This window comes from Cognatiluteimonas sedimenti (assembly GCF_022808325.1).
GTDB classification, from domain to species: domain Bacteria; phylum Pseudomonadota; class Gammaproteobacteria; order Xanthomonadales; family Xanthomonadaceae; genus Cognatiluteimonas; species Cognatiluteimonas sedimenti.
On record NZ_JALGCL010000005.1, the window covers coordinates 64,250 to 84,724 of the forward strand.

At 70.0% G+C, this 20,475-nt stretch carries 25 protein-coding genes and 1 tRNA gene; 9 read left to right on the forward strand and 17 right to left on the reverse strand.

The window, feature by feature from the left end; all coding sequences use genetic code 11:
* Positions 1 to 64: 64 nt before the first annotated feature.
* Both MQC88_RS12195 and MQC88_RS12200 read right to left on the reverse strand, forming a co-directional pair.
* Complete coding sequence (locus tag MQC88_RS12195; protein ID WP_243322470.1) at positions 65 to 280, reverse strand: HP1242/YdcH family protein; 216 nt, start codon at positions 278 to 280, stop codon at positions 65 to 67.
* 488 nt (positions 281 to 768) lie between these two features.
* Positions 769 to 1,731, reverse strand: a complete 963-nt coding sequence (locus MQC88_RS12200; protein ID WP_243322471.1) for a DUF4398 domain-containing protein — start codon at positions 1,729 to 1,731, stop codon at positions 769 to 771.
* A 96-nt stretch (positions 1,732 to 1,827) separates the two neighbouring features.
* Here MQC88_RS12200 and MQC88_RS12205 point away from each other — a divergent pair, with 96 nt between their 5' ends.
* Positions 1,828 to 2,949 carry a PilT/PilU family type 4a pilus ATPase gene (locus MQC88_RS12205; protein ID WP_243322473.1) on the forward strand — a complete coding sequence of 374 codons (1,122 nt, stop codon included), beginning with the start codon at positions 1,828 to 1,830 and terminating at the stop codon, positions 2,947 to 2,949.
* Positions 2,950 to 3,055: 106 nt separating this feature from the next.
* Here MQC88_RS12205 and maiA read toward each other — a convergent pair whose 3' ends face one another.
* The 6 genes from maiA to rplM form a co-directional block, all read right to left on the reverse strand.
* Positions 3,056 to 3,721, reverse strand: coding sequence for a maleylacetoacetate isomerase (maiA, locus tag MQC88_RS12210; RefSeq protein WP_243322475.1), 666 nt, complete (start codon positions 3,719 to 3,721; stop codon positions 3,056 to 3,058).
* A 113-nt stretch (positions 3,722 to 3,834) separates the two neighbouring features.
* The gene (locus MQC88_RS12215) at positions 3,835 to 4,824 is read right to left on the reverse strand and encodes a fumarylacetoacetate hydrolase family protein (protein ID WP_243322478.1); all 990 of its coding nucleotides are present in this window, start codon (positions 4,822 to 4,824) and stop codon (positions 3,835 to 3,837) included.
* Between the two features lie 39 nt (positions 4,825 to 4,863).
* Complete coding sequence (locus MQC88_RS12220) at positions 4,864 to 5,607, reverse strand: 2OG-Fe dioxygenase family protein (protein WP_243322480.1); 744 nt, start codon at positions 5,605 to 5,607, stop codon at positions 4,864 to 4,866.
* A gap of 89 nt (positions 5,608 to 5,696) precedes the next feature.
* A tRNA-Gln gene (locus MQC88_RS12225) sits at positions 5,697 to 5,771 on the reverse strand.
* Positions 5,772 to 5,819: 48 nt separating this feature from the next.
* A complete protein-coding gene (gene rpsI / locus MQC88_RS12230; protein ID WP_243322482.1) occupies positions 5,820 to 6,212 on the reverse strand; it encodes a 30S ribosomal protein S9 in 393 nt (130 codons plus the stop codon).
* A 9-nt stretch (positions 6,213 to 6,221) separates the two neighbouring features.
* Complete coding sequence (gene rplM / locus MQC88_RS12235) at positions 6,222 to 6,650, reverse strand: 50S ribosomal protein L13 (protein WP_243322484.1); 429 nt, start codon at positions 6,648 to 6,650, stop codon at positions 6,222 to 6,224.
* A gap of 173 nt (positions 6,651 to 6,823) precedes the next feature.
* Between rplM and MQC88_RS12240 the strand changes: the two genes are divergently transcribed.
* Both MQC88_RS12240 and coq7 read left to right on the forward strand, forming a co-directional pair.
* Entirely contained in the window at positions 6,824 to 7,963 is a 1,140-nt protein-coding gene (locus MQC88_RS12240) for a (Fe-S)-binding protein (protein ID WP_243322486.1), read from the forward strand.
* The gene (gene coq7, locus MQC88_RS12245; RefSeq protein WP_243322488.1) at positions 7,960 to 8,727 is read left to right on the forward strand and encodes a 2-polyprenyl-3-methyl-6-methoxy-1,4-benzoquinone monooxygenase; all 768 of its coding nucleotides are present in this window, start codon (positions 7,960 to 7,962) and stop codon (positions 8,725 to 8,727) included. Before MQC88_RS12240 ends, coq7 begins: the two co-directional genes overlap by 4 nt.
* A gap of 208 nt (positions 8,728 to 8,935) precedes the next feature.
* Here the strand turns inward: coq7 and speD are convergent, their stop codons facing one another.
* Positions 8,936 to 9,727, reverse strand: coding sequence for an adenosylmethionine decarboxylase (speD, locus tag MQC88_RS12250; RefSeq protein WP_243322490.1), 792 nt, complete (start codon positions 9,725 to 9,727; stop codon positions 8,936 to 8,938).
* A 142-nt stretch (positions 9,728 to 9,869) separates the two neighbouring features.
* On the opposite strand from speD, the gene crp reads away from it, so the two are divergent.
* Both crp and MQC88_RS12260 read left to right on the forward strand, forming a co-directional pair.
* Positions 9,870 to 10,550, forward strand: coding sequence for a cAMP-activated global transcriptional regulator CRP (gene crp, locus MQC88_RS12255; RefSeq protein WP_243322492.1), 681 nt, complete (start codon positions 9,870 to 9,872; stop codon positions 10,548 to 10,550).
* A gap of 3 nt (positions 10,551 to 10,553) precedes the next feature.
* The gene (locus MQC88_RS12260) at positions 10,554 to 11,015 is read left to right on the forward strand and encodes a GNAT family N-acetyltransferase (protein ID WP_243322494.1); all 462 of its coding nucleotides are present in this window, start codon (positions 10,554 to 10,556) and stop codon (positions 11,013 to 11,015) included.
* Here the strand turns inward: MQC88_RS12260 and MQC88_RS12265 are convergent.
* The 5 genes from MQC88_RS12265 to MQC88_RS12285 form a co-directional block, all read right to left on the reverse strand.
* Positions 10,996 to 11,784 (reverse strand): haloacid dehalogenase-like hydrolase, encoded by a 789-nt coding sequence (locus MQC88_RS12265; protein ID WP_243322496.1) that lies wholly within the window; start codon positions 11,782 to 11,784, stop codon positions 10,996 to 10,998. The genes MQC88_RS12260 and MQC88_RS12265 overlap by 20 nt on opposite strands.
* The gene (trpC, locus tag MQC88_RS12270; RefSeq protein WP_243322744.1) at positions 11,781 to 12,596 is read right to left on the reverse strand and encodes an indole-3-glycerol phosphate synthase TrpC; all 816 of its coding nucleotides are present in this window, start codon (positions 12,594 to 12,596) and stop codon (positions 11,781 to 11,783) included. The genes MQC88_RS12265 and trpC overlap by 4 nt, the downstream gene beginning before the upstream one ends.
* A 5-nt stretch (positions 12,597 to 12,601) precedes the next feature.
* Positions 12,602 to 12,967, reverse strand: coding sequence for an antibiotic biosynthesis monooxygenase family protein (locus tag MQC88_RS12275; protein WP_243322498.1), 366 nt, complete (start codon positions 12,965 to 12,967; stop codon positions 12,602 to 12,604).
* A gap of 37 nt (positions 12,968 to 13,004) precedes the next feature.
* On the reverse strand, positions 13,005 to 14,039 hold the full coding sequence (trpD, locus tag MQC88_RS12280) for an anthranilate phosphoribosyltransferase (protein WP_243322500.1): 1,035 nt from the start codon (positions 14,037 to 14,039) through the stop codon (positions 13,005 to 13,007).
* Positions 14,040 to 14,156: 117 nt separating this feature from the next.
* Complete coding sequence (locus MQC88_RS12285) at positions 14,157 to 14,735, reverse strand: anthranilate synthase component II (protein WP_243322502.1); 579 nt, start codon at positions 14,733 to 14,735, stop codon at positions 14,157 to 14,159.
* A 92-nt stretch (positions 14,736 to 14,827) separates the two neighbouring features.
* On the opposite strand from MQC88_RS12285, the gene MQC88_RS12290 reads away from it, so the two are divergent.
* On the forward strand, positions 14,828 to 15,094 hold the full coding sequence (locus tag MQC88_RS12290; protein WP_243322504.1) for a DUF2249 domain-containing protein: 267 nt from the start codon (positions 14,828 to 14,830) through the stop codon (positions 15,092 to 15,094).
* 3 nt (positions 15,095 to 15,097) lie between these two features.
* Positions 15,098 to 15,709 (forward strand): hypothetical protein, encoded by a 612-nt coding sequence (locus MQC88_RS12295; RefSeq protein ID WP_243322508.1) that lies wholly within the window; start codon positions 15,098 to 15,100, stop codon positions 15,707 to 15,709.
* A 68-nt stretch (positions 15,710 to 15,777) separates the two neighbouring features.
* Here MQC88_RS12295 and trpE read toward each other — a convergent pair whose 3' ends face one another.
* From trpE to MQC88_RS12310, 3 genes are all read right to left on the reverse strand, one after another.
* The gene (gene trpE, locus MQC88_RS12300; protein WP_243322510.1) at positions 15,778 to 17,280 is read right to left on the reverse strand and encodes an anthranilate synthase component I; all 1,503 of its coding nucleotides are present in this window, start codon (positions 17,278 to 17,280) and stop codon (positions 15,778 to 15,780) included.
* A gap of 363 nt (positions 17,281 to 17,643) precedes the next feature.
* A complete protein-coding gene (gene rpe / locus MQC88_RS12305) occupies positions 17,644 to 18,318 on the reverse strand; it encodes a ribulose-phosphate 3-epimerase (RefSeq protein ID WP_243322512.1) in 675 nt (224 codons plus the stop codon).
* A gap of 151 nt (positions 18,319 to 18,469) precedes the next feature.
* Positions 18,470 to 18,805 (reverse strand): J domain-containing protein, encoded by a 336-nt coding sequence (locus MQC88_RS12310; protein WP_243322513.1) that lies wholly within the window; start codon positions 18,803 to 18,805, stop codon positions 18,470 to 18,472.
* A gap of 88 nt (positions 18,806 to 18,893) precedes the next feature.
* Here MQC88_RS12310 and MQC88_RS12315 point away from each other — a divergent pair, with 88 nt between their 5' ends.
* Entirely contained in the window at positions 18,894 to 19,811 is a 918-nt protein-coding gene (locus tag MQC88_RS12315) for a phosphoribosylaminoimidazolesuccinocarboxamide synthase (protein WP_243322515.1), read from the forward strand.
* 173 nt (positions 19,812 to 19,984) lie between these two features.
* Positions 19,985 to 20,473 (forward strand): Mpo1 family 2-hydroxy fatty acid dioxygenase, encoded by a 489-nt coding sequence (locus MQC88_RS12320; protein ID WP_243322517.1) that lies wholly within the window; start codon positions 19,985 to 19,987, stop codon positions 20,471 to 20,473.
* The last annotated feature ends 2 nt before the right edge of the window (positions 20,474 to 20,475 follow it).

Consider the following 20,475-nt stretch of genomic DNA (forward strand, 5'->3'; position numbering starts at 1 on the left):
GGAGACGACTGCGGGCGGCGGCGGCCGACGAGGAAAGGCCGCCGCCGCCCGCGTCGGGACTCGGTCAGTGGTGGAGCACGTCGTAGAGCCGGGTCAGGCGATCCTTGGCCGCGAGCTTCTCGCGTTTCATCTGCGACAGGGTGGTGTCGTCGACCGCCAGCACGCCGAGTTCGGCATCCAGCACCTGCTTGTCGAGCTGCTTGTGGCGCTGGTAGAGCTGCTTGAACTCGGGGTGTGTCATCAGTGCTTCGACTTCCGCCTGTGGTTGCCCTTCGAACATGGAATCCTCCTTCTTCTGCCTTGGCGCCCTGTAGAACCGGTCGTGCCCCGTGGCTATCGGCCGGCCGGGTTGCTGCGTGCGGTTCCAGAAACGGGAACGCCCCGGCCTGTCGGCACGGGGCGTTGCGATGGAACCGGGGGAACCACTTCCACGATCAGGACGCCTCCCTCGGGAGCGTCCGCGGGCCCCTGGCTCGCGGCGGCATGCTCCCGGTCATCAAAGGCATCGGTCATGGGCATGGCTCATTGACCAGACGCTGCATGGGGAAATCGCACCATCTGGGTATTCGACCCTACTCCTCCGTTCCGGGCCCGGCAAGCCCGTGCCGGCAACTGCTTGATCGGGCGGCGGCATGGGGCGGGACGGCCGTTCCGGAGTGCGCAAACGCTCACATATGTAATTGTTTTAATTACGTTATTTCGAAAGAAGCGAGTTCCTCGAGGAAACCGGCGGCAGCCCTCCAGGTCCCCGCCTGGAGGGATCCGGGGCTAGTCGCCGGACTCGTCGCCCTTGCCCGCCTCGACGGCCTTCTGCGCGGCCATCAGTTCGGCTTCCTGGCGCGCCAACTCGGCCTCGCGCTTGCGCGCGGCCTTGAGCTTGGCGGCCTGCTCGCCGCCGACGTCGATGATCACCTCTTCGGCCTGCTGCCGGGCGATGGCTGCCGCTTCGGCCTCGGCACGCAGGCGCTGCGCCTCCTCGGCCTGGATCTGCGCCTGCACCCGCAGGCGCTCGGCTTCCTGGCGCGCGCGTTCGGCTTCGCGACGACTGGCTTCGACCAGCAGTTCGCTGCGGGTCCGGTCCAGGCGATCGACCTCTCGCTGCAACAACTCGCTGCGTGCGGCCAACTCGGCGACGGACACCCGGCGCGCGGCCAGCACCATCGCGTTGGCGCGCTGGCTGCCGCGGACCGTGGCCAATGCCTCCACCGCTTGCCGCGCCTGCAGCCGCTGGAACGCGGCCAGCCCGGCCAGCTGCGGATCGGCGTCGAGCGCCTGCAGGCGCATGGCCGGGTCGCCGGCTTCCACGCCGCCGTCGCTCGTGGCGATCCCGGCCTCGGTGTCCGCGTCCATCTGCAGTTGCTGGCGCAGGGTGGCGATCTCGCCGCGGCGCTGCTGGTAGTCCTGGCGCACCGTTTCGGCGTGGCTCTGCGCATAGGCCAGCTCGGCGGCCGCGGCGGCCGAGAGCGCCAGCGTCCGGGCGTCGCCCTGGCGGCCCTTGGCCATCGCCGCCTGCGCCAGCGCCAGCTCCGATCGGGCCGTGGCGACGACATCCGGCGCGTACTGGTCGGCATCGGCATCGGTGGCGCGCGACACCGCCTGTTGCGCGCTGGTCAGTTCGGCAGTCGGTGGCGGCACGCTCGCACAGCCACCGAGCACGGCCAGCAACGCGGTGAGCAGCAGCGGGCGCAGTGCCTGCCGGCTGCAGCGGATTTGTGCGAAGCTTGCGTTCATAGGGGGTTGCCGTGGCGAAAGGGGCGTCGCGCGGCCATTTTTCACCAGCTTGCGCGTTGTCTGCAACGATAGCGCGTCGTCTACGAGGGTCCGTGAATGGATATCGGCTATTTCCTGAAGCTGATGGTGGAGAAGAACGCCTCCGACATGTTCCTGACCACCGGCGCGCCGGTGTACATCAAGGTCGAAGGCAAGCTCTACCCGCTCGGCAACACCGGGCTGCCCGCGGGCATGGTCAAGAAGATCGCCTACTCGTTGATGGACGAGGGCCAGGTGCCCCAGTTCGAACGCGACCTGGAGCTGAACATGGCGCTGGCGCTGCAGGACTCCGGGCGTTTCCGCGTCAACGTGTTCAAGCAGCGCGGCGAGGTCGGCATGGTGATCCGCGCGATCCGCAGCGTGATCCCCTCGATCGAGGAGCTGCAGCTGCCCCAGGTGCTCAAGGAAATCATCATGGCGCCACGCGGGCTGGTGCTGCTGGTGGGCTCGACCGGCTCGGGCAAGTCGACCACGCTGGCGTCGATGATCGACTACCGCAACTCCACCACCTCCGGCCACATCCTCACCATCGAGGACCCGATCGAGTACCTGCACAAGCACAAGAAGTCGATCGTCAACCAGCGCGAGGTCGGCATCGATACCCATGCCTTCCACAACGCGCTGAAGAACGCGATGCGCGAGGCGCCGGACGTGATCCTGATCGGCGAGATCCTCGACGCGACCACGATGGAGGCCGCGATCGCCTTCGCCGAGACCGGCCACATCTGCCTTGCGACGCTGCACTCCAACAACGCCGACCAGACCATCGAGCGCATCCTCAATTTCTTCAACGAGTCGGCGCACAAGAACATCCTGATGAACCTGGCGCTGAACCTGAAGGCGGTGGTCTCCCAGCGCCTGGTGATCGGCACGGATGGCCGCCGGCTGCCCGCGGCCGAGGTGCTGATCAACACGCCGATGATCCGCGACCTGCTGCGCCGCGGGCAGATCCACGAGATCAAGCAGGCGATGGAGGAATCGCTCGAGGCCGGGATGGAATCCTTCGACCAGTGCCTGTTCCGCCTGCACAAGGAAGGCCGGATCGAGAAGGAGGAAGCGCTGCGCGCGGCCGACTCGCGCGACGGCTTGGCGCTGAAGTTCCGCCTGTCCGAAGGCAGCAGCGGCGAGCACGACCCCTACGCCGACGTGTTCGAAGCCGGGGCCAGCAGCCAGCACTGACGCGCCCGGCCGGATGGCGGGATTCGCGGCTACGGCCGCGGGTCACCCTGCCGTCTGCCGGCGCAGCGATCCGGGGCCGCGCCGCCACCGCGGCAACCGCCTTCTCTCAGGGCGACTGCTGTGGCGCGTCCGGCTGCCGCTCCGGCCGCGCGGCGTCGAACGCCGGCAAGGCCAGGCAGGCCTGCTCGATCCGGGCGATGGTCGGATAAGCCGCCAGGTCAATGCCGAAGCGGCGCGCGTTGTACACCTGCGGCACCAGGCAGCAATCGGCGATCGTCGGCACGTTGCCGTCGCAGAAGGCGCCGGTGGAGGGGTGATCCTGCAGCAGCGCCTCGAATGCGGCGAAACCGTCGCAGATCCAGTGCCGCACCCAGACGTCGCGCTCGGCCTGCGGCACCCCCCAGTCGCGCTCGAAGTACTGCAGCACGCGCAGGTTGTTGAGCGGATGGATCTCGCACGCCACCACCTGCGCCAGCGCGCGGACGCGCTGGCGGTCGCGCGCGGTCGCCGGCAGCAGCGCTGGCGCCGGCCACATCTCGTCCAGGTATTCCAGGATCGCCAGCGACTGCCGCAAGGTGCGCTGGCCGTGCTGCAGCACCGGCACCAGCTGCTGCGGGTTGGCGAGCCGGTAGTTCTCCGAGTGCTGCTCGCCGCCGTCGCGCAGCAGGTGCACGGGCATGATTTCGTACGCCAGGCCCTTGAGGTTCAGGCCGATGCGCACGCGATACGCGGCGCTGGAGCGCCAGTAGGAATACAGACACAGACGATCCATCACGCGGCCGCTCCCCCTGCGGTGTGCCGCGGCAGGCCGCGGTCAGGCCACCTTAGCGTGCGCGGCGCCGGCACGGAATACCGCCGGTCGCTCGGGACGCCGCGCCGGTGCCGTCAGGGCAGCGGCTGGCGTTCGATCCGCTGTTCGATCGCACCGAAGATGCTGCGGCCTTCGCCATCGAGCATCTCGATCCTGACCAGGTCGCCGAACGACAGGAACGGTGTCTGCGGCTTGCCCGTGGCCAGGGTTTCCACCGTGCGCTTCTCGGCGAAGCACGAGGCGCCCAGGCTGGTGTCCTCGTTGGCGATGGTCCCGGAGCCGACGATGGTGCCCGCCGACAACGGGCGCGTCCTGGCCGCGTGCGCCAGCAGTTGCGCGAAATCGAACTGCATGTCGACGCCGGCTTCCGGCGCGCCGAACCATTCGCCGTTGACGTGCGTGACCAGCGGCAGGTGCAGCTTGTTGCCGCGCCACGCGTCACCGAGTTCGTCGGGGGTCACGAACACCGGCGACAGCGTCGAGCGCGGCTTGGATTGCAGGAAGCCGAAGCCCTTGGCCAGCTCGTCGGGGATCAGGTTGCGCAGCGAGACGTCGTTGACCAGGCCGACGAGCTGGATGTGCGCGGCCGACTGCTCGGCGGTCACCGCCATCGCCACGTCGTCGCTGACCACCACGATCTCGGCCTCCAGGTCGATGCCGTAGGCCTCGTCGACGACGCGCACCGGATCGCGCGGGCCGTTGAAGCCGGCGCTGGTGGCCTGGTACATCAGCGGATCGGTGTAGAAGCTCTCGGGCACCTCGGCGCCGCGCGCGCGCCGCACCCGGGCCACGTGCGGCAGGTAGGCGCTGCCGTCGACGAATTCGTAGGCGCGCGGCAGCGGCGCCGCCAGCGCCTGCATCTCCAGCGCGAAGGCGCCGTCGGCGCTGCCCGCGTCGAGCGCTTCCGACAGTGCGGCCAGGCGTGGGGCCGCGTTCGACCAGTCCTCGAGCGCGCGCTGCAACGTCGGCGCGATACCGGTGGCGCGCACCGCCTGCGCCAGGTCGCGCGAAACCACGACCAGGGTTCCGTCGCGCCCGCCTTCCTTGAGGCTTCCGAGTTTCATGGGGTTCCTCCGTGGGGAACCCGGGATTGTAGCCTGCGCTCAGGCCTCGCCCTGGAACCCCGAAGCGCGGTAGGTCAGCACCAGCGTGTCGCGATGTCCCGGCGCGGCGGGATCCTGCGGCTGGATGGGCGTCGACTCGTGGATCACGCGCGCGTCGTCGAGCAGCAACAGCGACCATGGCCGGGCCAGCGTGAAGCGCAGGCCCGCGGCGCCGTCGGCTTCGAACACCCGGGTTTCGCCGCCCTTGATGCCGTCGCGCGCGACCAGGAACACCGCCACGAAGTCCACGCCGTCGCGATGCGCACCTTCCGGCGTCGGCCGGCCGATGCCGTCGGCGGTATCGATCCGGAACTGGTGCGCCTCGACATGCCACCGCGGGGTGTCGCGCAACTGCGAGAACAGGGCGCCAAGCGCGACCAGCAGGCGTTCCCACGCCGGTTCCGCGGCGGTGGCGGGGGCCACGGGCTCGAACCAGCGATGCATGCCGCCGTGCAGCGCGTTGTATTCGACCGGCTGCCAGTGCGCGCGGTGCGGTACCGGTGCGACCGCGCCGTCGGCCAGCACGTAGCAGGCATGCCGGCGATGGCGGTAGCGGCCGCCATCGCGCAGGTATTCGTCTGGCGGCAGGTCGTCCCAAGAGGGCGCCAGCGCCTGCAGCCCCCCGAGGTCGACCGCGCACAGCGCGGCGACCGCCTCCGGGGCAAGCACCGCGTACCCGTGCCCGCGCAACTGCGACAGCAGCGCGGCCGGCGGCGTGAAGGGCGGCGGAAACGAGGGATCCATGCGCCATTGTAGGAGCGCACGGCGCCTGCCGATAAGCTTGCGCGACCGATAAAGCAAGACCCGCCACCAGGGCGGGTCTTGCTTGGGTCTGGCAGCCCCGGATGGATTCGAACCACCGAATGCCTGAGTCAGAGTCAGGTGCCTTACCGCTTGGCGACGGGGCTATGGGCTTGGATTGTAGCGCCGGAGCCGCGCTCCGGCGAACAACCCGATTAACGCTTCGAGAACTGGGTTGCGCGGCGGGCCTTGTGCAGGCCGACCTTCTTGCGCTCGACCTCGCGCGCGTCGCGGGTCATGAACCCGGCCTTGCGCAGCTCGGTCTTCAGCGACTCGTCGTACTCGACCAGCGCGCGCGAAATGCCGAGGCGGATCGCGCCGGCCTGGCCGGTGGTGCCACCGCCCTCGACCGTGACCATGACGTCGAACTTTTCGGTCGACTTGGTCAGCTCGAGCGGCTGGCGCACGATCATGCGTGCGGTCTCGCGACCGAAGAAGTCCTCGATCGGGCGCTCGTTGATGGTGATCTTGCCGTCGCCCTTGCGCAGGAACACGCGGGCGGTGGAGGACTTGCGGCGGCCGGTGCCGTAATTCTGGGTGGTTGCCATGTCTTTACCTTAGATCTCGAGCGGCTGCGGCTGCTGGGCGGCGTGCGGGTGTTCGGCACCCTTGTAGACCTTGAGCTTGCGGTACATCGCGCGACCCAGGGGGTTCTTCGGCAGCATGCCCTTGACCGCGGTCTCGATCACGCGCTCCGGGTGGCGCTGCAGCGCCTGGCCCAGCGATTCGGTCTTGAGGTTGCCGATGTAGCCGGTGAAGCGGTGGTACATCTTGTCCTGCAGCTTGTTGCCGGTGACCGCGACCTTCTCGGCGTTGATCACGATCAGGTAATCACCGGTATCGACGTGCGGGGTGAACACGGGCTTGTGCTTGCCGCGCAGGCGGCGGGCGAGCTCGGAGGCGAGGCGGCCCAGGGTCTTGCCCTCGGCATCGACCACGTACCAGTCGCGCTGGACGGTCTCGTTCTTGGCGCTGAAAGTCTTCATTGGATGCTCTTTGATTCCTGGTACCTGGTCGGGCTGGTTCCGCGGTCCGGGCCTGCGGAAGGTCGCCTCGCGATGTAAATGCGCAACGCAAGAGGCGGAATGATACCGGCAGCCTGAAGGCACCGCAAGCTACCCCCCGGGGCCGCGCCGCTGCGGGTGGTAGCATCGTCGCGATGCCCGAGGCCGTCCCCAGCCCCGCTTTCGACCCGCTGGTGGCGCTGGCCGACCAATGCGTGCAATGCGGCTTGTGCCTGCCGGCCTGCCCCACCTATCGCCTGGAACGCGTGGAAGCCGAATCCCCGCGCGGCCGGATCGCGCTGGCCCGGGCGTGGGCGCTGGAGACCATCCCGGCCACCGCCGCCGGCGATGCCCACCTGGACCATTGCCTGGCCTGCCGCCGCTGCGAGGTGGTCTGCCCGGCCAATGTCCAGTATGGCGCCCTGCTGGTGATGGCACGCGAGCGCCAGCGCCAGCGCCGTGGCCCCGGCCTCCGCCGGCGAACGCTCGAGTGGCTGGCCGCGCGGCCGCAGCTGCTGGCGATCCTGCTGTCCGCCTACCGGCATGCCTGGCCCCTGTTGCCCATGCGCTGGCGACCGCTGCCACGGCCGCCGGCCACGGTCGCGCTGCCCGCGCCGCCCGGAACTGCCGGAGCCAGCGTCGCCATCTTCAGCGGCTGCGTCGCCCACGCCTATGAAAGCGGCGTCCGCGCCGCGCTGGTGCGACTGGCGGCGGCCAGCGGCGTCGCTGCCCTGCTGCCCGCCGGACAGGGCTGTTGCGGCACCCTGCACGCTCACGGCGGCGCCAGCGACGCAGCGGCGGCGCTGGCAGCGCGCAACCGCGATGCCTTCGCCGCCAGCGACCGCGTGCTGACCCTGGCCAGCGGCTGCCATGAAGCGGTCGCCGCCGCCCTGCACGGCGGCGTCGTGGTCGAGGACGCGCTCGCCTTCATCGCCGCCCGCGGCGAACGCCTGCGCTTCCGCGAAACCCGCGAACGCGTCGCCCTGCACCTGCCCTGCACCCAGCGCAACGTGGTGCACAGCGATGCGGCGACCCGCGCGCTGCTGGCGCGGATCCCGGGGCTGGACGTGGTCGTGCTGGATGCCGGCTACGGTTGCTGCGGCGCCGCCGGCACCGGGATGGTGACCGAGCCCGAGCGCGCCGCGACCCACCGCCAGCCGCTGCTCGACCAGCTGGCCGCCTCGGGCGCCACCCGCCTGCTCAGCGCCAACATCGGCTGCCGGCTGCATTTCGCCACCGGCACGCAGGTGCCGGTGCAACATCCGCTGGAATTCCTCGCACAATGCCTGGCATGAGCAACACTCCCGTTTCCGCCCCCGCTGGCCTCCAGGGCGCCGCCGCGATGCCCCCGGCCCCGCGCCGGCCCGTCGATCCCCTGAACGCACCGGCGGACGCGTCCGATGCCGGCAAGGGCACGCGGCAGCGCAGCCCCCTCACGTCCCTGGACCGGCTCCTGGTCGATGCGCAGAACGCGCTCGGTACCGTGTTCGGCAGCGTGCGGGCGCAGCGCGCCAACCCCGGGACCGGCGAGGCCGAGCTGGTGCTGGACGACGACGAGCGGCGCCACGCCGCCGGACTGATGCGGATCAACCATGTCGGCGAGGTCTGCGCGCAGGCGTTGTATGTGGGCCAGGCCGCGGTCGCGCGCGACGACGCCACCCGCCGGCAGCTGCTCGCCGCCGCGCAGGAGGAGACCGACCACCTGGCCTGGTGCGCCGATCGCCTGCGCGAGCTCGACAGCCGCCCGAGCCTGCTGAATCCGCTGTGGTACGCCGGCAGCTACGCGATCGGCGCGCTCGCCGGGCTGCGCGGCGACGGCTGGAATCTCGGCTTCGTGGTCGAGACCGAGCGCCAGGTCGAGGCCCACCTGGACCAGCACCTGCGGCAGCTGCCGCAAGCCGATGCGCGCAGCCGCGCGATCCTGGCCACGATGAAGGCCGACGAGGCGCGCCACGCCGACAATGCCCGGGCGCAGGGCGCGCGCCTCCTGCCGCAGCCGATCCCGACGCTGATGGCGGCCGCATCGAAGCTGATGAAGGCGGTCGCCTACCGGATCTGACGCGTACCTGCACTTCTGTAGGAGCGGCTTATGGCCGCGAGCTCTTGATCTCCGGTCCAGGCCGGGAAGAGCTCGCGGCTGCAAGCCGCTCCTACGAAAGGCAAAAACAATGCCGCGAAGAGCTCGCGGCTACAAGCCGCTCCTACGAAAGGCAAAAATCAAGAAGGCCGGCATTGCCGGCCTTCGCTTGTGCGACTGGCGGACGGACTCACTCGACCAGGTTGCGGCCGTGGTAGAGCTCTTCGATCTCGCGCTTGAGCCGTGCTTCGATCTTCATGCGTTCCTTGAACGACAGGTTCTTCGCCTTTTCCTCGAACAGGTAGTTGTCCAGGTCGAAGTCCTTCAGGTGCATCTTCGTATGGAAGATGTTTTCCTGGTAGACGTTCACGTCGAGCATTTCGTAGCGCGAGCGCACGTTCTTGGCCAGGTAGTCCTGGATCGAATTGATCTTGTGGTCGATGTAGTGCTTGCGGCCCTTGATGTCGCGGGTGAAGCCGCGCACGCGGTAGTCCATCACCACGATGTCGGACTCCAGCGACTCGATCAGGTAGTTCAGGGCCTTCAGCGGCGAGATCACGCCGCAGGTGGCGACGTCGATGTCCGCGCGGAACGTGGCGATGCCGTTGTCCGGGTGGGTTTCCGGATAGGTGTGCACGGTGATGTGCGACTTGTCCAGGTGCGCGACCACCGCCTCGGAGATCACGCCCTTGGCGTCTGCCTTGTCCACCACCGGCTGCTCCGAGATCAGGATCGTCACCGAGGCGCCCTGCGGGTCGTAGTCCTGGCGCGCGACGTTCAGGATGTTGGCGCCGATGATCTCGGCCACGTCGGTGAGGATCTGGGTCAACCGGTCGGCGTTGTATTCCTCGTCGATGTACTCGATGTAGCGCTGGCGCTGCTCCTCGGACACGGCGTAGCAGACGTCGTAGATGTTGAACGACAGCGCCTTGGTCAGGTTGTTGAACCCTTGCAGTTTCAGGCGCGGCAGCGGCTTGACCACGGCGTTGGTTTTCCGGCAGCGGGGGAAGGGCGGGATTATGGAGCAAAAAATGCGCCATCGCGAAAACGGCGCCAAGGGGTTTGCCGCGGACGCGGCAACGGCATACCCTGCGCCGATGCCCGCCAACCCGTCGCCGACGCCCATGCCGAACGCCCTCCATGGCGTGCACCGCCAGGCCAGCAACCCGCTGGCCCCGGATGCCGCCGTCATCGATCGCTTCCTGGGCTACTGCCACCGCCGGCGTTACCCGCCGCGCACGGAGGTGTTCCGCCCCGGCGATCCGGCCGGGACGCTGTATTACATGGTCACCGGGTCGACCAGCATCATCACCGAGGAGGATGACGGCCGCGAGCTGGTGCTGGGCTACTTCGGAACCGGCGAGTTCGTCGGCGAGATGGGCCTGTTCATCGAGTCCGACCGCCGCGAGGTGATCCTGCGCACGCGGGTGCCGTGCGAACTGGCCGAGATCAGCTACGAGCGGCTGTACCAGCTGTTCGCGGGGCCGCTGGCCGGAGACGCGCCGCGGATCCTGTGGGCGATCGGCGCGCAGCTGTCGCGGCGCCTGCTCGACACCAGCCGCAAGGCCGGCCGCCTGGCCTTCCTCGACGTCACCGACCGCATCATCCGCACCCTGCACGACCTCACCCACGAGCCCGAGGCCATGAGCCACCCGCAGGGCACCCAGCTGCGCGTGTCGCGCCAGGAGCTGGCGCGGCTGGTGGGCTGCTCGCGCGAGATGGCCGGCCGGGTACTGAAGAAGCTGCAGGCCGACGGCGTGCTGCACGCGCGCGGCAAGACCATCGTGCTGTACGGCACGCGCTGAAGGATGGGGTCCGGCGCCACCGCGCAGGTCGGCGAACCGCGGGTCCGCCCGGCCGAACCCGGCGACGCCAGCGACGTCGCCCGCCTGCTGGCGCTATTGGGCTACCCCTGCGAACGCGACGAAGCGTTCGAGCGCATCGCGGTCATCGCCCAGGATCGTCGCCAGCACCTGCTTCTTGCCGAGGTCGATGGCCAGGCCTGCGGGCTGATCGCGCTGTACACCCTGTATTCGCTGGCGCATGGCGCCGAGCTGGCGCGCATCACCGCGCTGGTGGTGGCGCCCGAGCATTGCCGGCGCGGCATCGGCCGGCTGCTGCTGCGCGAGGTCGAGCTGCTGTCGCGGCGCCATCGCGTGCACCGGATCGAAGTCGCGAGCAACGCCCGGCGCGAAGGCGCGCACGCGTTCTACCGCGGCTGCGGCTACGCCGACGGCTCGCTGCGCTTCGTCAAGATGCTGGGCGACTAGCCCCGGCTCGCGACGCGTTGGCCGCGACCGGCTCGCCGGCGCGGCCAGGGCAACCCCAGTTGAGGATCGGCGTGCCGGGCGGCAGGACCCGCCGGAACAGCGCCACCCGCGCCGCCTTCGGGTTGACCACCACCGGCTTGCGCGCGGCCCGCAGCAGCGGCAGGTCGGCGCTGCTGTCGCTGTAGGCGATCGCGATGCCGTCGTAGCCGTGGTCCCAGATCATCCGCATCTTGTTGCCGGCGTGGCAGTGCTGCGCGGTCACGTAGCCGCCCAGGAACGGTTCGCCGAGGCTGCCGATGACCGGCAGGTCCTCGTGCGCGACGAAATCCAGGATCGCGCGCGCCAGCTCCGGTGGCGCACCGGTGGCGATCAGCACGCGGTCGCCGGCAAGGCGATGGCGATGCAGCGCTTCCAGCGCGATCGGCAGCAGCCGCGCGCGGATCGCGGCGCCGTTGGCGCGGACGTAGTCATCGATCAGCCGGTCCATCTGCCCGCTGCGATGGGTCCCCACGGTGGCGATCCAGAGGAAGCCGGAAATGCCGCGGCGCCGGCTTGGCAGCCACGCGACCAATGGCAGCAGCAGCGGCGCGGCCAGCAGCGCGGCGAGCTTGCGCCACCAGTGGCGGCGGATCAGCCAGGCCACCAGGTGGCTGCCGGAATCGCCGTCGTACAGGGTGTGGTCGAAGTCGAACACCACCAGCGGCGCATACGGCAGGCCGGGGCGCTTGCCGGTGACCCGCGGCGGGGCGTGGCAGGAAGGCGCGGTCATGCCGCGAAGAATAACCGGCGCAGGGCCGCGCCCGGATCGGGTTCGCGCATGAATGCCTCGCCGACCAGGAACGCAGCGATGCCGGCGTCGCGCATCCGCCGCACATCGGCCGGTGCGGCGATCCCGCTCTCGGTCACCAGCCGGCGACCGCGCGGCACCGCCTCGCGCAGCGCCAGCGTGGTGTCCAGCGACACCGCGAAGCTGCGCAGGTCGCGGTTGTTGATCCCCAGCAACGGTGCGCGCCCGTCCACCGGCGGCAGCCGCAGCGCACGCTGCAGTTCGCCGCCGTCGTGTACCTCCACCAGCACGTCCATCCCCAGCGCCAGCGCCTGCCCGGACAATTCGGCAAGACGCACGTCGTCCAGCGCGGCCACGATCAGCAGGACGCAGTCGGCGCCGAGCGCGCGCGCCTCCACCACCTGCCAGGGATCGACGACGAAGTCCTTGCGCAGCACCGGCAGCGCGCAGGCGGCGCGCGCCTGCTGCAGGTAGGCGTCTGCACCCTGGAAGAAGTCGACGTCGGTCAGCACCGAGAGGCAGGCAGCGCCGGCGTCGGCATAGCTGCGTGCGATCGCGGCGGGGTCGAAGTCGGCGCGGATCACGCCCTTCGACGGGCTGGCCTTCTTGACCTCGGCGATGACCGCCGGCTGCCCGGCGGCGACCCTGGCCTCGATCGCGGCGGCGAAACCGCGCGGCGGCGAAGCCGCGGCGGCGCGCAGCTGCAGGTCGCGCACCGGCAGTCGCGCACTGCGCGCCGCGACCTCCTCCGCCTTGCGCCGCAGGATGGCCTGCAGCACGTCGCCCGCCTGCAAGGAGCTCACTCGTGGTCGCCGCGCAGGTCGACGCGGGTCTGGCCGTAGGCACGCTCGACCCTGGCCACGCGCACCTCGAAGTGCCGGTACCACAACCAGCGGCCGCGCTCGCGGATCGCGGTGTGCTCGCCCTCGTGTTTCCACGCGGCGATCGCCGCTTCGTCGCTCCAGTAGCTCACGGTGATGCCGAAGCCGCTGGCGTCGCGCACGGTTTCCACGCCGAGGAACCCCCGTTGCCGCGCCGCGACCTCGAGCATCCGCTGGGCCGCCTCGGCGTATCCGAGCGGATCCTGTTCGCTGCGGCGCGAGGTGAAGATCGCGGCGTAATACGGCGGCTTCGGCGTGCGCGCGAATCCGGCGGTCTCGTCCATGGCGGTCCCGGTAATGGTTGGATCGTCGTCGCGGATTCTAGGGGGTCGCCAGGCGTCGTGTCGTGGCGACGAAGGCCTCGAGCCTGGCCTTCGCCGCGCCCGAGGCGATGGCCCCGCGCGCGCGCGCGATGCCGTCGGCGATCGAGGACGCCACCCCGGCCACGTACAGCGCGGCCCCGGCGTTCAAGGCCACGATCTCCAGCGGCAGGCCGGGGCGGTTGTCGAGCGCGCCCAGCAGCATCGTCCTGGACTGGGCGGCATCGGCAACGCGCAGGTTCCGGGTGTGCGCCATGGCGATCCCGAAGTCCTCGGGATGCACCTCGTACTCGCGCACGACGCCATCGCGCAGTTCGCCGACCAGGGTCGCCGCGCCGAGCGAGAACTCGTCCATGCCGTCGCGGCCCCAGGCCACCAGCGCGCGCTGCGCGCCCAGCGCCTGCAGCACCCGCACCTGGATCCCGACCAGGTCGGGGTGGAACACGCCCATCAGGATGTTCGGCGCCCCAGCCGGGTTGGTCAGCGGCCCGAGGATGTTGAACAGGGTGCGCACGCCCATCTCCGCGCGCACCGGCGCCACCACCTTCATCGCCGGGTGGTGCACCGGCGCGTACATGAAGCCGATCCCGACCTCCTCGATGCAGGCCGCGACCTGCACCGGTTGCAGCTCGATCGCCGCGCCCAGCGCCTCGAGCACGTCGGCACTGCCGGATCTGGACGACACGCTGCGGTTGCCATGCTTGGCCACGCGTGCGCCCGCGGCCGCCGCGACGAACATCGCGGCGGTGGAGATGTTGAAGGTATGCGCGCCATCGCCGCCGGTGCCGACGATGTCCACCAGGTGGGTGCGGTCGGCGACCGCGACCGGGCGCGCGAACTCGCGCAGCACCTGGGCCGCGCCGGCGATCTCGTCGACGGTCTCCTTCTTCACCCGCAGGCCGGTGAGGATCGCCGCGGTCATGGCCGGCGAGACTTCGCCGCGCATGACCATGCGCATCAGCTCCACCATCTCGTCGTGGAAGATCTCGCGATGCTCGATGGTGCGTTGCAGGGCTTCTTGCGGGGTGATGGGCATGTCTTTGGCTCTTTGTGGGAGCGGGTTCTTGTGGGAGCGGCTTCAGCCGCGAGTTTCCGGATTCGCAGTTGGTTGGAAAAGCTCGCGGCTGAAGCCGCTCCCACCGGGGTGGATCGCCTATCGTTCCAGGAAGTTCTTCAGCAACGCATGCCCGTGCTCGGTCAGGATCGACTCGGGATGGAACTGCACCCCTTCGACCGGGTGCTCGCGGTGGCGCAGCCCCATGATCTCCTCGATCGATCCGTCGTCGTGCTGCGTCCATGCGCTGGCCTCCAGGCAAGCCGGCAGCGTGCGCCTGTCGACCACCAGCGAGTGGTAGCGCGTCGCTTCGTAGCCGTCCGGCAGGCCGGCGAACACGCCGCGGCCATCGTGGCGGATGCGCGAAGTCTTGCCGTGCATGATCGTTCCGGCCCGCACCACGTCGCCGCCGTAGGCCTGGCCGATCGCCTGGTGGCCCAGGCACACGCCCAGGATCGGCACGCGCGCGCCAAGGCGCCGGATCACCTCCAGCGACACGCCCGCTTCGTCCGGCGTGCACGGCCCCGGCGAGATCACGATCCGCTGCGGCGCCAGCGCTTCGATCGCGTCCACCGTCAGCGCGTCGTTGCGCACCACCTCGACCTCGGCGCCCAATGCCTGCAGGTACTGGACGAGGTTCCAGGTGAAGCTGTCGTAGTTGTCGATCATCAGCAGCATGGCAACTCCCGGGCGCGGCCATGACCTGGATCAATGCAGGCGCGCTGTCGCGGCCGCAGGCTGGCTTCCCCGAAACTTCCGGAGCAACCGCCATGGCCGAGCCTGCCGCGCAAGCCGCCGACGCCACCTACACCCCGCACCCGTTCGACGCCCGCGGCATCGCCCGCCGCTTCCGCCATTCGGCCATCTTCGGCGCGCTGGGCGCGCTGCAGCCGGGGGAGGCGATGCGTTTCGTCAACGACCACGATCCGCTGCCGTTGCTCGACCAGCTGCGCGAGCGCTTCGGCGAGCATGTCGACATCGTCTACCGGCAACGCGACCCGGGCGCGATCGTCATCGACTTCGTGATCAAGGCCTGAGCCATGGCCTTCCCGGCCTTCTTCGACGATGCGCCGGTGCTGCGCATGCACGACGGGCTGTCCGAGCTGCTGGGGGCGACGCCGGACGGCATGATCGAGTACCGCTACGCCGACGCGGTGCGCCTGGCCGGGCATTCCTGTCCGACCGTCGCCGGCGCGTGGCTGTGCGCGCGCGCCGGATTGCGCGCGCTCTACGGCGAGCGGGTGCCCGAACGCGGCGGCGTGGCGGTCAGCCTGCGCGAACCGGAGGACGCCGGCGTGACCGGCGTCATCGGCCAGGTATTGACCCTGGTCACCGGCGCCGCCGGCGCCGGCGGCTTCAAGGGCCTGGGCGGCCGCCACGGCCGCAACCAGCTGCTGCGCTATGGCGATGCCGGCAGCGACAGCCTGCGCCTGCGACGGTGCGACACGCGGGAGGCGGTCGAGGTCGTGCTGGACCTGTCGTCGCTGCCGGCCGACCCGGCGCAGCGCGCATTGCTGCCCCTGCTGCTGCAGGGCAGCGCGGACGCCGCGCAGCGGCGCGAATTCGGCCGCCTGTGGCAGGAGCGCGTGCGCAGGCTGCTGGTCGATCACGCCGACGATCCGCAGGTCGTCGCCGTCCGCTGCGTCGCCTGAGCGGGCGCGGGCCGATGCGGCTGCGCCCGCTCCCGAGCGGCCGGCGCGGCAATGCGTGTATCGCCCGCTCATAGCCCGGCCACCGCGTCGGCGACCGCGCGGAACAACGCCCGGCCCTTGTTCATCGTTTCCTCCCATTCCTTGCCCGGGTCGGAATCGTGGACGATGCCGGCGCCGGCCTGCACGTGCAGCTTGCCGTCCTGGATCACCGCGGTGCGGATGGCGATGGCGGTGTCGGCATCGCCATGCCAGCCCAGGTAACCGATGCTGCCGGCATAGATGTTGCGCCGGATCGGCTCCAGTTCACGGATCACTTCCAGCGCGCGGATCTTGGGCGCGCCGCTGACGGTGCCGGCGGGAAAGGTCGCGCGCAGCACGTCGGCATGGGACAGCCCGGGTTTCAGCGTGCCCGTGACTTCGCTGGCGATGTGCATGACGTGGCTGTAGCGCTCGACCGCGAATTGCTCGCCGACCTCGACCGTGCCGGGCTCGCTGACGCGGCCGACATCGTTGCGGCCCAGGTCGATCAGCATCAGGTGCTCCGCGCGCTCCTTCGGGTCCGCCAGCAGTTCGGCTTCCAGTGCGAGGTCTTCGGCCGCGTTGCGGCCGCGCGGGCGGGTCCCGGCGATCGGGCGCACGGTGACGATCCCGCGGCCGGCGTCGTCGTGCTGCAGGCGCACCAGGATCTCCGGCGAGGAGCCGACCACCTGCATCTCGCCGACGTCCAGGAAGTACATGTACGGCGATGGATTCAAGGCCCGCAGCGCGCGATACACGTCCACCGGGCGCGCGTGGAACGGCACGCTCAGCCGTTGCGACAGCACCACCTGGAAGACGTCGCCGGCGGCGATGTAGCCCTTCGCCTTCTCGACCGCGGCGATGAAGCCTTCGCGGCTGAAGCCGGAGACGAAATGGCTCTCGTCCAGCGCCGCGGGCTGCAATGTCTCCGGGTAACCGGCGCCGCCGTGGCGCAGGCGATGGCCGAGCTCGTCGAGGCGGCGGATGGCGCGCGCCCAGGCCTGCGGTTCGCGCGGATCGGCGTGCACGACCAGGTACAGCCGGCCCTTGAGGTTGTCGAACACCGCGACTTCGGTGCTGAGCATCAGGAGGATGTCCGGCGTGCCCAGTTCGTCCGGCTTGTCGCCGCCAGCCAGCCGCGGCTCGATGAACTGGATGCACTCGAAGCCGAACCAGCCGACCAGGCCGCCGGTGAAGGCGGGCAGGCCGTCGAGCCTGGGCACGGAGTGCTGCGTGCGCAGGCGTTCCACCTCGGCGAACGGGTCGGCGACGTCGCGCGCCTCGACCAGCTCGCCGTGTTCGGTCACGTACAGCGTGTTGCCCGCGAACGCGTACACGCGTTTCGCGGGCAGGCCGATGATCGAATAACGGCCGAAGCGTTCGCCGCCTTCGACCGATTCGAACAGGTAGGTGTGGGGGCCGTCGGCGAGCTTGAGATAGACCGACAGCGGCGTGTCGAGGTCGGACAGCACCTCGCGCACCACCGGGATCAGGGTATGGCCGTCAGCAGCGTGCTGCTGGAATTGCTCGTGGGTACGGGCGGGCGGGTTCACGCGGGATTTCCTTCGGGATCGGGCGGGCGGCAGGCATGGCGGCGGACATCAGCCACCATCGCCAACCCGTGTCGGCGCGGAAGGATTGCGGGAGGGCCCGGGAGATCATGGCGCTACTGTAGCGGCTCGAGCCGGCCGGCGACAATCCGCGCCGGCGCCGGTGCCTGTCACCGGCCTGTCATCGCCGCCGCTGATGATCGAAGGCCATCGCAGGGACGAAACGCGGAGGCAGGATGCCTCCAATCTTCCGCAGGCCGGCGCCCGCGCGTGCGCCGGCCTTTCCCTTTCCCGGGACTGCATCCTCGAGCCACGCAGGGGCCCGATCGATGCGCGGTCGAGCTGCGGCCGGAGTCGCCGCCCGGATCACTCGCGCACGGCGTCGACGGCGGCCTTCATCCGCGCGATCACGTCGGCGTAATCCGGCTGGCCGAAGATCGCGCTGCCGGCCACGAACGTGTCGGCGCCCGCGGCGGCGATCGCGCCGATGTTGTCGGGCTTGACGCCGCCGTCGATCTCGAGCCTGATCGGCTTGCCGCTGCGATCGATCATCGCGCGCACCACCCGCAGCTTGTCGAGCGCGGATTCGATGAAGGACTGCCCGCCGAAGCCGGGATTGACCGACATCAGCAGCACGTGGTCGAGGTCGCCCAGCACCCAGTCGAGGACGTCCACCGGCGTGGCCGGGTTGAGCACCAGGCCGGCACGGCAACCGTGCGAGCGGATCAGCTGGATGGTGCGGTGCACGTGCCGCGTGGCCTCGGGATGGAAGCTGATTTCGGTGGCGCCCGCCTTCGCGAAGTCCGGGATGATGCGGTCCACCGGCTCGACCATCAGGTGCACGTCGATCGGCGCGGTCACGCCATGCTTGCGCAGTGCTTCGCACACCAATGGACCGATGGTCAGGTTGGGGACGTAGTGGTTGTCCATCACGTCGAAGTGCACCCAGTCGGCGCCGGCATCGAGCACGGCGTCGACCTCGGCGCCCAGGCGGGCGAAGTCGGCGGAGAGGATGGACGGGGCGATCACGGTCGGTTGCATGGCGGACTCGGGTTCGGGGTTGTCATGGGAATGGCCTCAACTCCGTGGGAGCGGCTTCCGCCGCGAGTCTTTCCTGCGAACACGGCGGTTCTGGCAAAAAACTCGCGGCTGAAGCCGCTCCCGCAAGAGGCTGAAACCGCTTCCGGAGGGATCATTTCCGGTTGCGCAGGGTCTGGATGCGGTCGTAGGCGGCGTTGATCGCGCGGGCGCGGGCTTCCGCCTGGCGGCGCAGGTCCTCGGCCGCGCCGGCGAGCTTGTCGGGGTGGTACTGGGCGATCAGCCGGCGCCAGGCGCGGTCGACCTCGGCGTCGCTGGCGTCCTCGGCCAGACCGAGCTCGCGGTAGGGATCGTCGCGGCGGCTGCGGAACCAATCGGCGTCGAAGGCGTGCCCGATCAGCACCCCCACCAGCGCGCCCAGCAACGGGTTGGCCCGCAGCAGCGCCGCGCCGGCGAAGAAGCCGAGCAATTTGCCGTACCAGCGTTTCATCGTCGCAGTCTACTTCGGGCATGGCGCCGCCGCCGCGGCCACGCCGTACACTACCCGGCCCCGACTGGCCTGCCCCACAGGACCCCGCGTGGCGACTACCTTGCTGCAATCCGATCTGCCCGGACTGACCCTGCGCCATCGCGGCAAGGTCCGCGACGTGTTCGAGCTGCCGCCCGGCACCGCTCCGGGCCTGGACCCGTTGCTGCTGATCGTCGCCAGCGACCGTCTCAGCGCCTTCGACGTGGTGCTGCCCGACCCGATCCCGGGCAAGGGCGAGATGTTGTGCCAGATCAGCAATTTCTGGTTCGACCAGACCGCGCACCTGGTGCGCAACCACCTGACCGGGATCGAGGTCGCCAGCGTGCTGCCCGCGGGGGTGGATCCCGCGCTGTACGCCCGGCGCGCGGTGGTGACCCGCAAGCTCAAGCCGGTCCCGATCGAGGCGATCGCGCGCGGGTATCTCATCGGCAGCGGCTGGAAGGACTACCAGCGTACCGGCCGGGTCAGCGGCATCGCCCTGCCCGATGGCCTGCAGCAGGCGCAGCAGCTCCCGCAGCCGATCTTCACCCCGTCGACCAAGGCCGCGGTCGGCGACCACGACGAGAACATCGACTTCGACACCATGGTCAAGGCCGTGGGCGCCGACCTTGCCGAGCAGGTCCGCGACGCCACCTTGCGGCTGTACGCGTTCGCGCGCGACTACGCCGCGCAGCGCGGGATCCTGCTGGCCGACACCAAGTTCGAGTTCGGCACCGACGCCGACGGCCGCCTGTACGTGATGGACGAGATGCTGACGCCGGACTCGTCGCGCTACTGGCCGGCCGACGAATACCGCGTCGGCACCAGCCCGCCGAGCTACGACAAGCAGTTCGTGCGCGACTACCTGGAGACGCTGGACTGGAACAAGACCGCGCCGGGCCCGCGGCTGCCGGCCGAAGTCATCGCGCGCACCCGCGCCAAGTACGCCGAGGCGCTGCAGAAACTGGCGGGCATCTCGGTCGACTGACGCATCCCTGTAGGAGCGGCTTCAGCCGCGAGCTCTTTCTGCGAACGCGGCGGTTCCGGCACACCTCGCGGCTGAAGCCGCTCCCACAAGGGGCTTCGACATGGCGTCGGCCGCGGGTTGTCCCGCCGCGGCGATCGGCGCAAGCTCGCCCCACCACTGCTACCGCCAATACCATGAACGCGAACGCCGAATCGACCGACCGCCCGATCGACCGCTGGTTCGCCAGTTACTCCGGCGACCACCGCAACGGCACCAACCAGTGGATCCACGTGTTCGCCGTGCCCCTGATCCTGTGGAGCGTGGTCGCGCTGCTGTGGTGCATCCCGGTCGTCGGCACGTGGTTCCGGCCGGGGCTGTGGGCGGCGCTGGCGATGTTCTTCGCATGGATGTTCTATTACCGCGCCTCGCGCAAGCTCGGCTACGGCATGCTCGCGGCGTTCGTGGTGCTGGGCTGGCTGACGCGCTGGCTGCACGACACGTTCGGCACGCAGCAACTGCTGTATGCGGCGATCGCGGTGTTCGTGCTGGCGTGGATCGCGCAGTTCGCCGGCCACAGGATCGAAGGCCGCAAGCCCAGCTTCCTCACCGACCTGACCTACCTGCTGATCGGCCCGGCCTGGGTGCTGGCCAAGCTGTACCGCAGGCTCGGCTGGAGCTGGTAGGC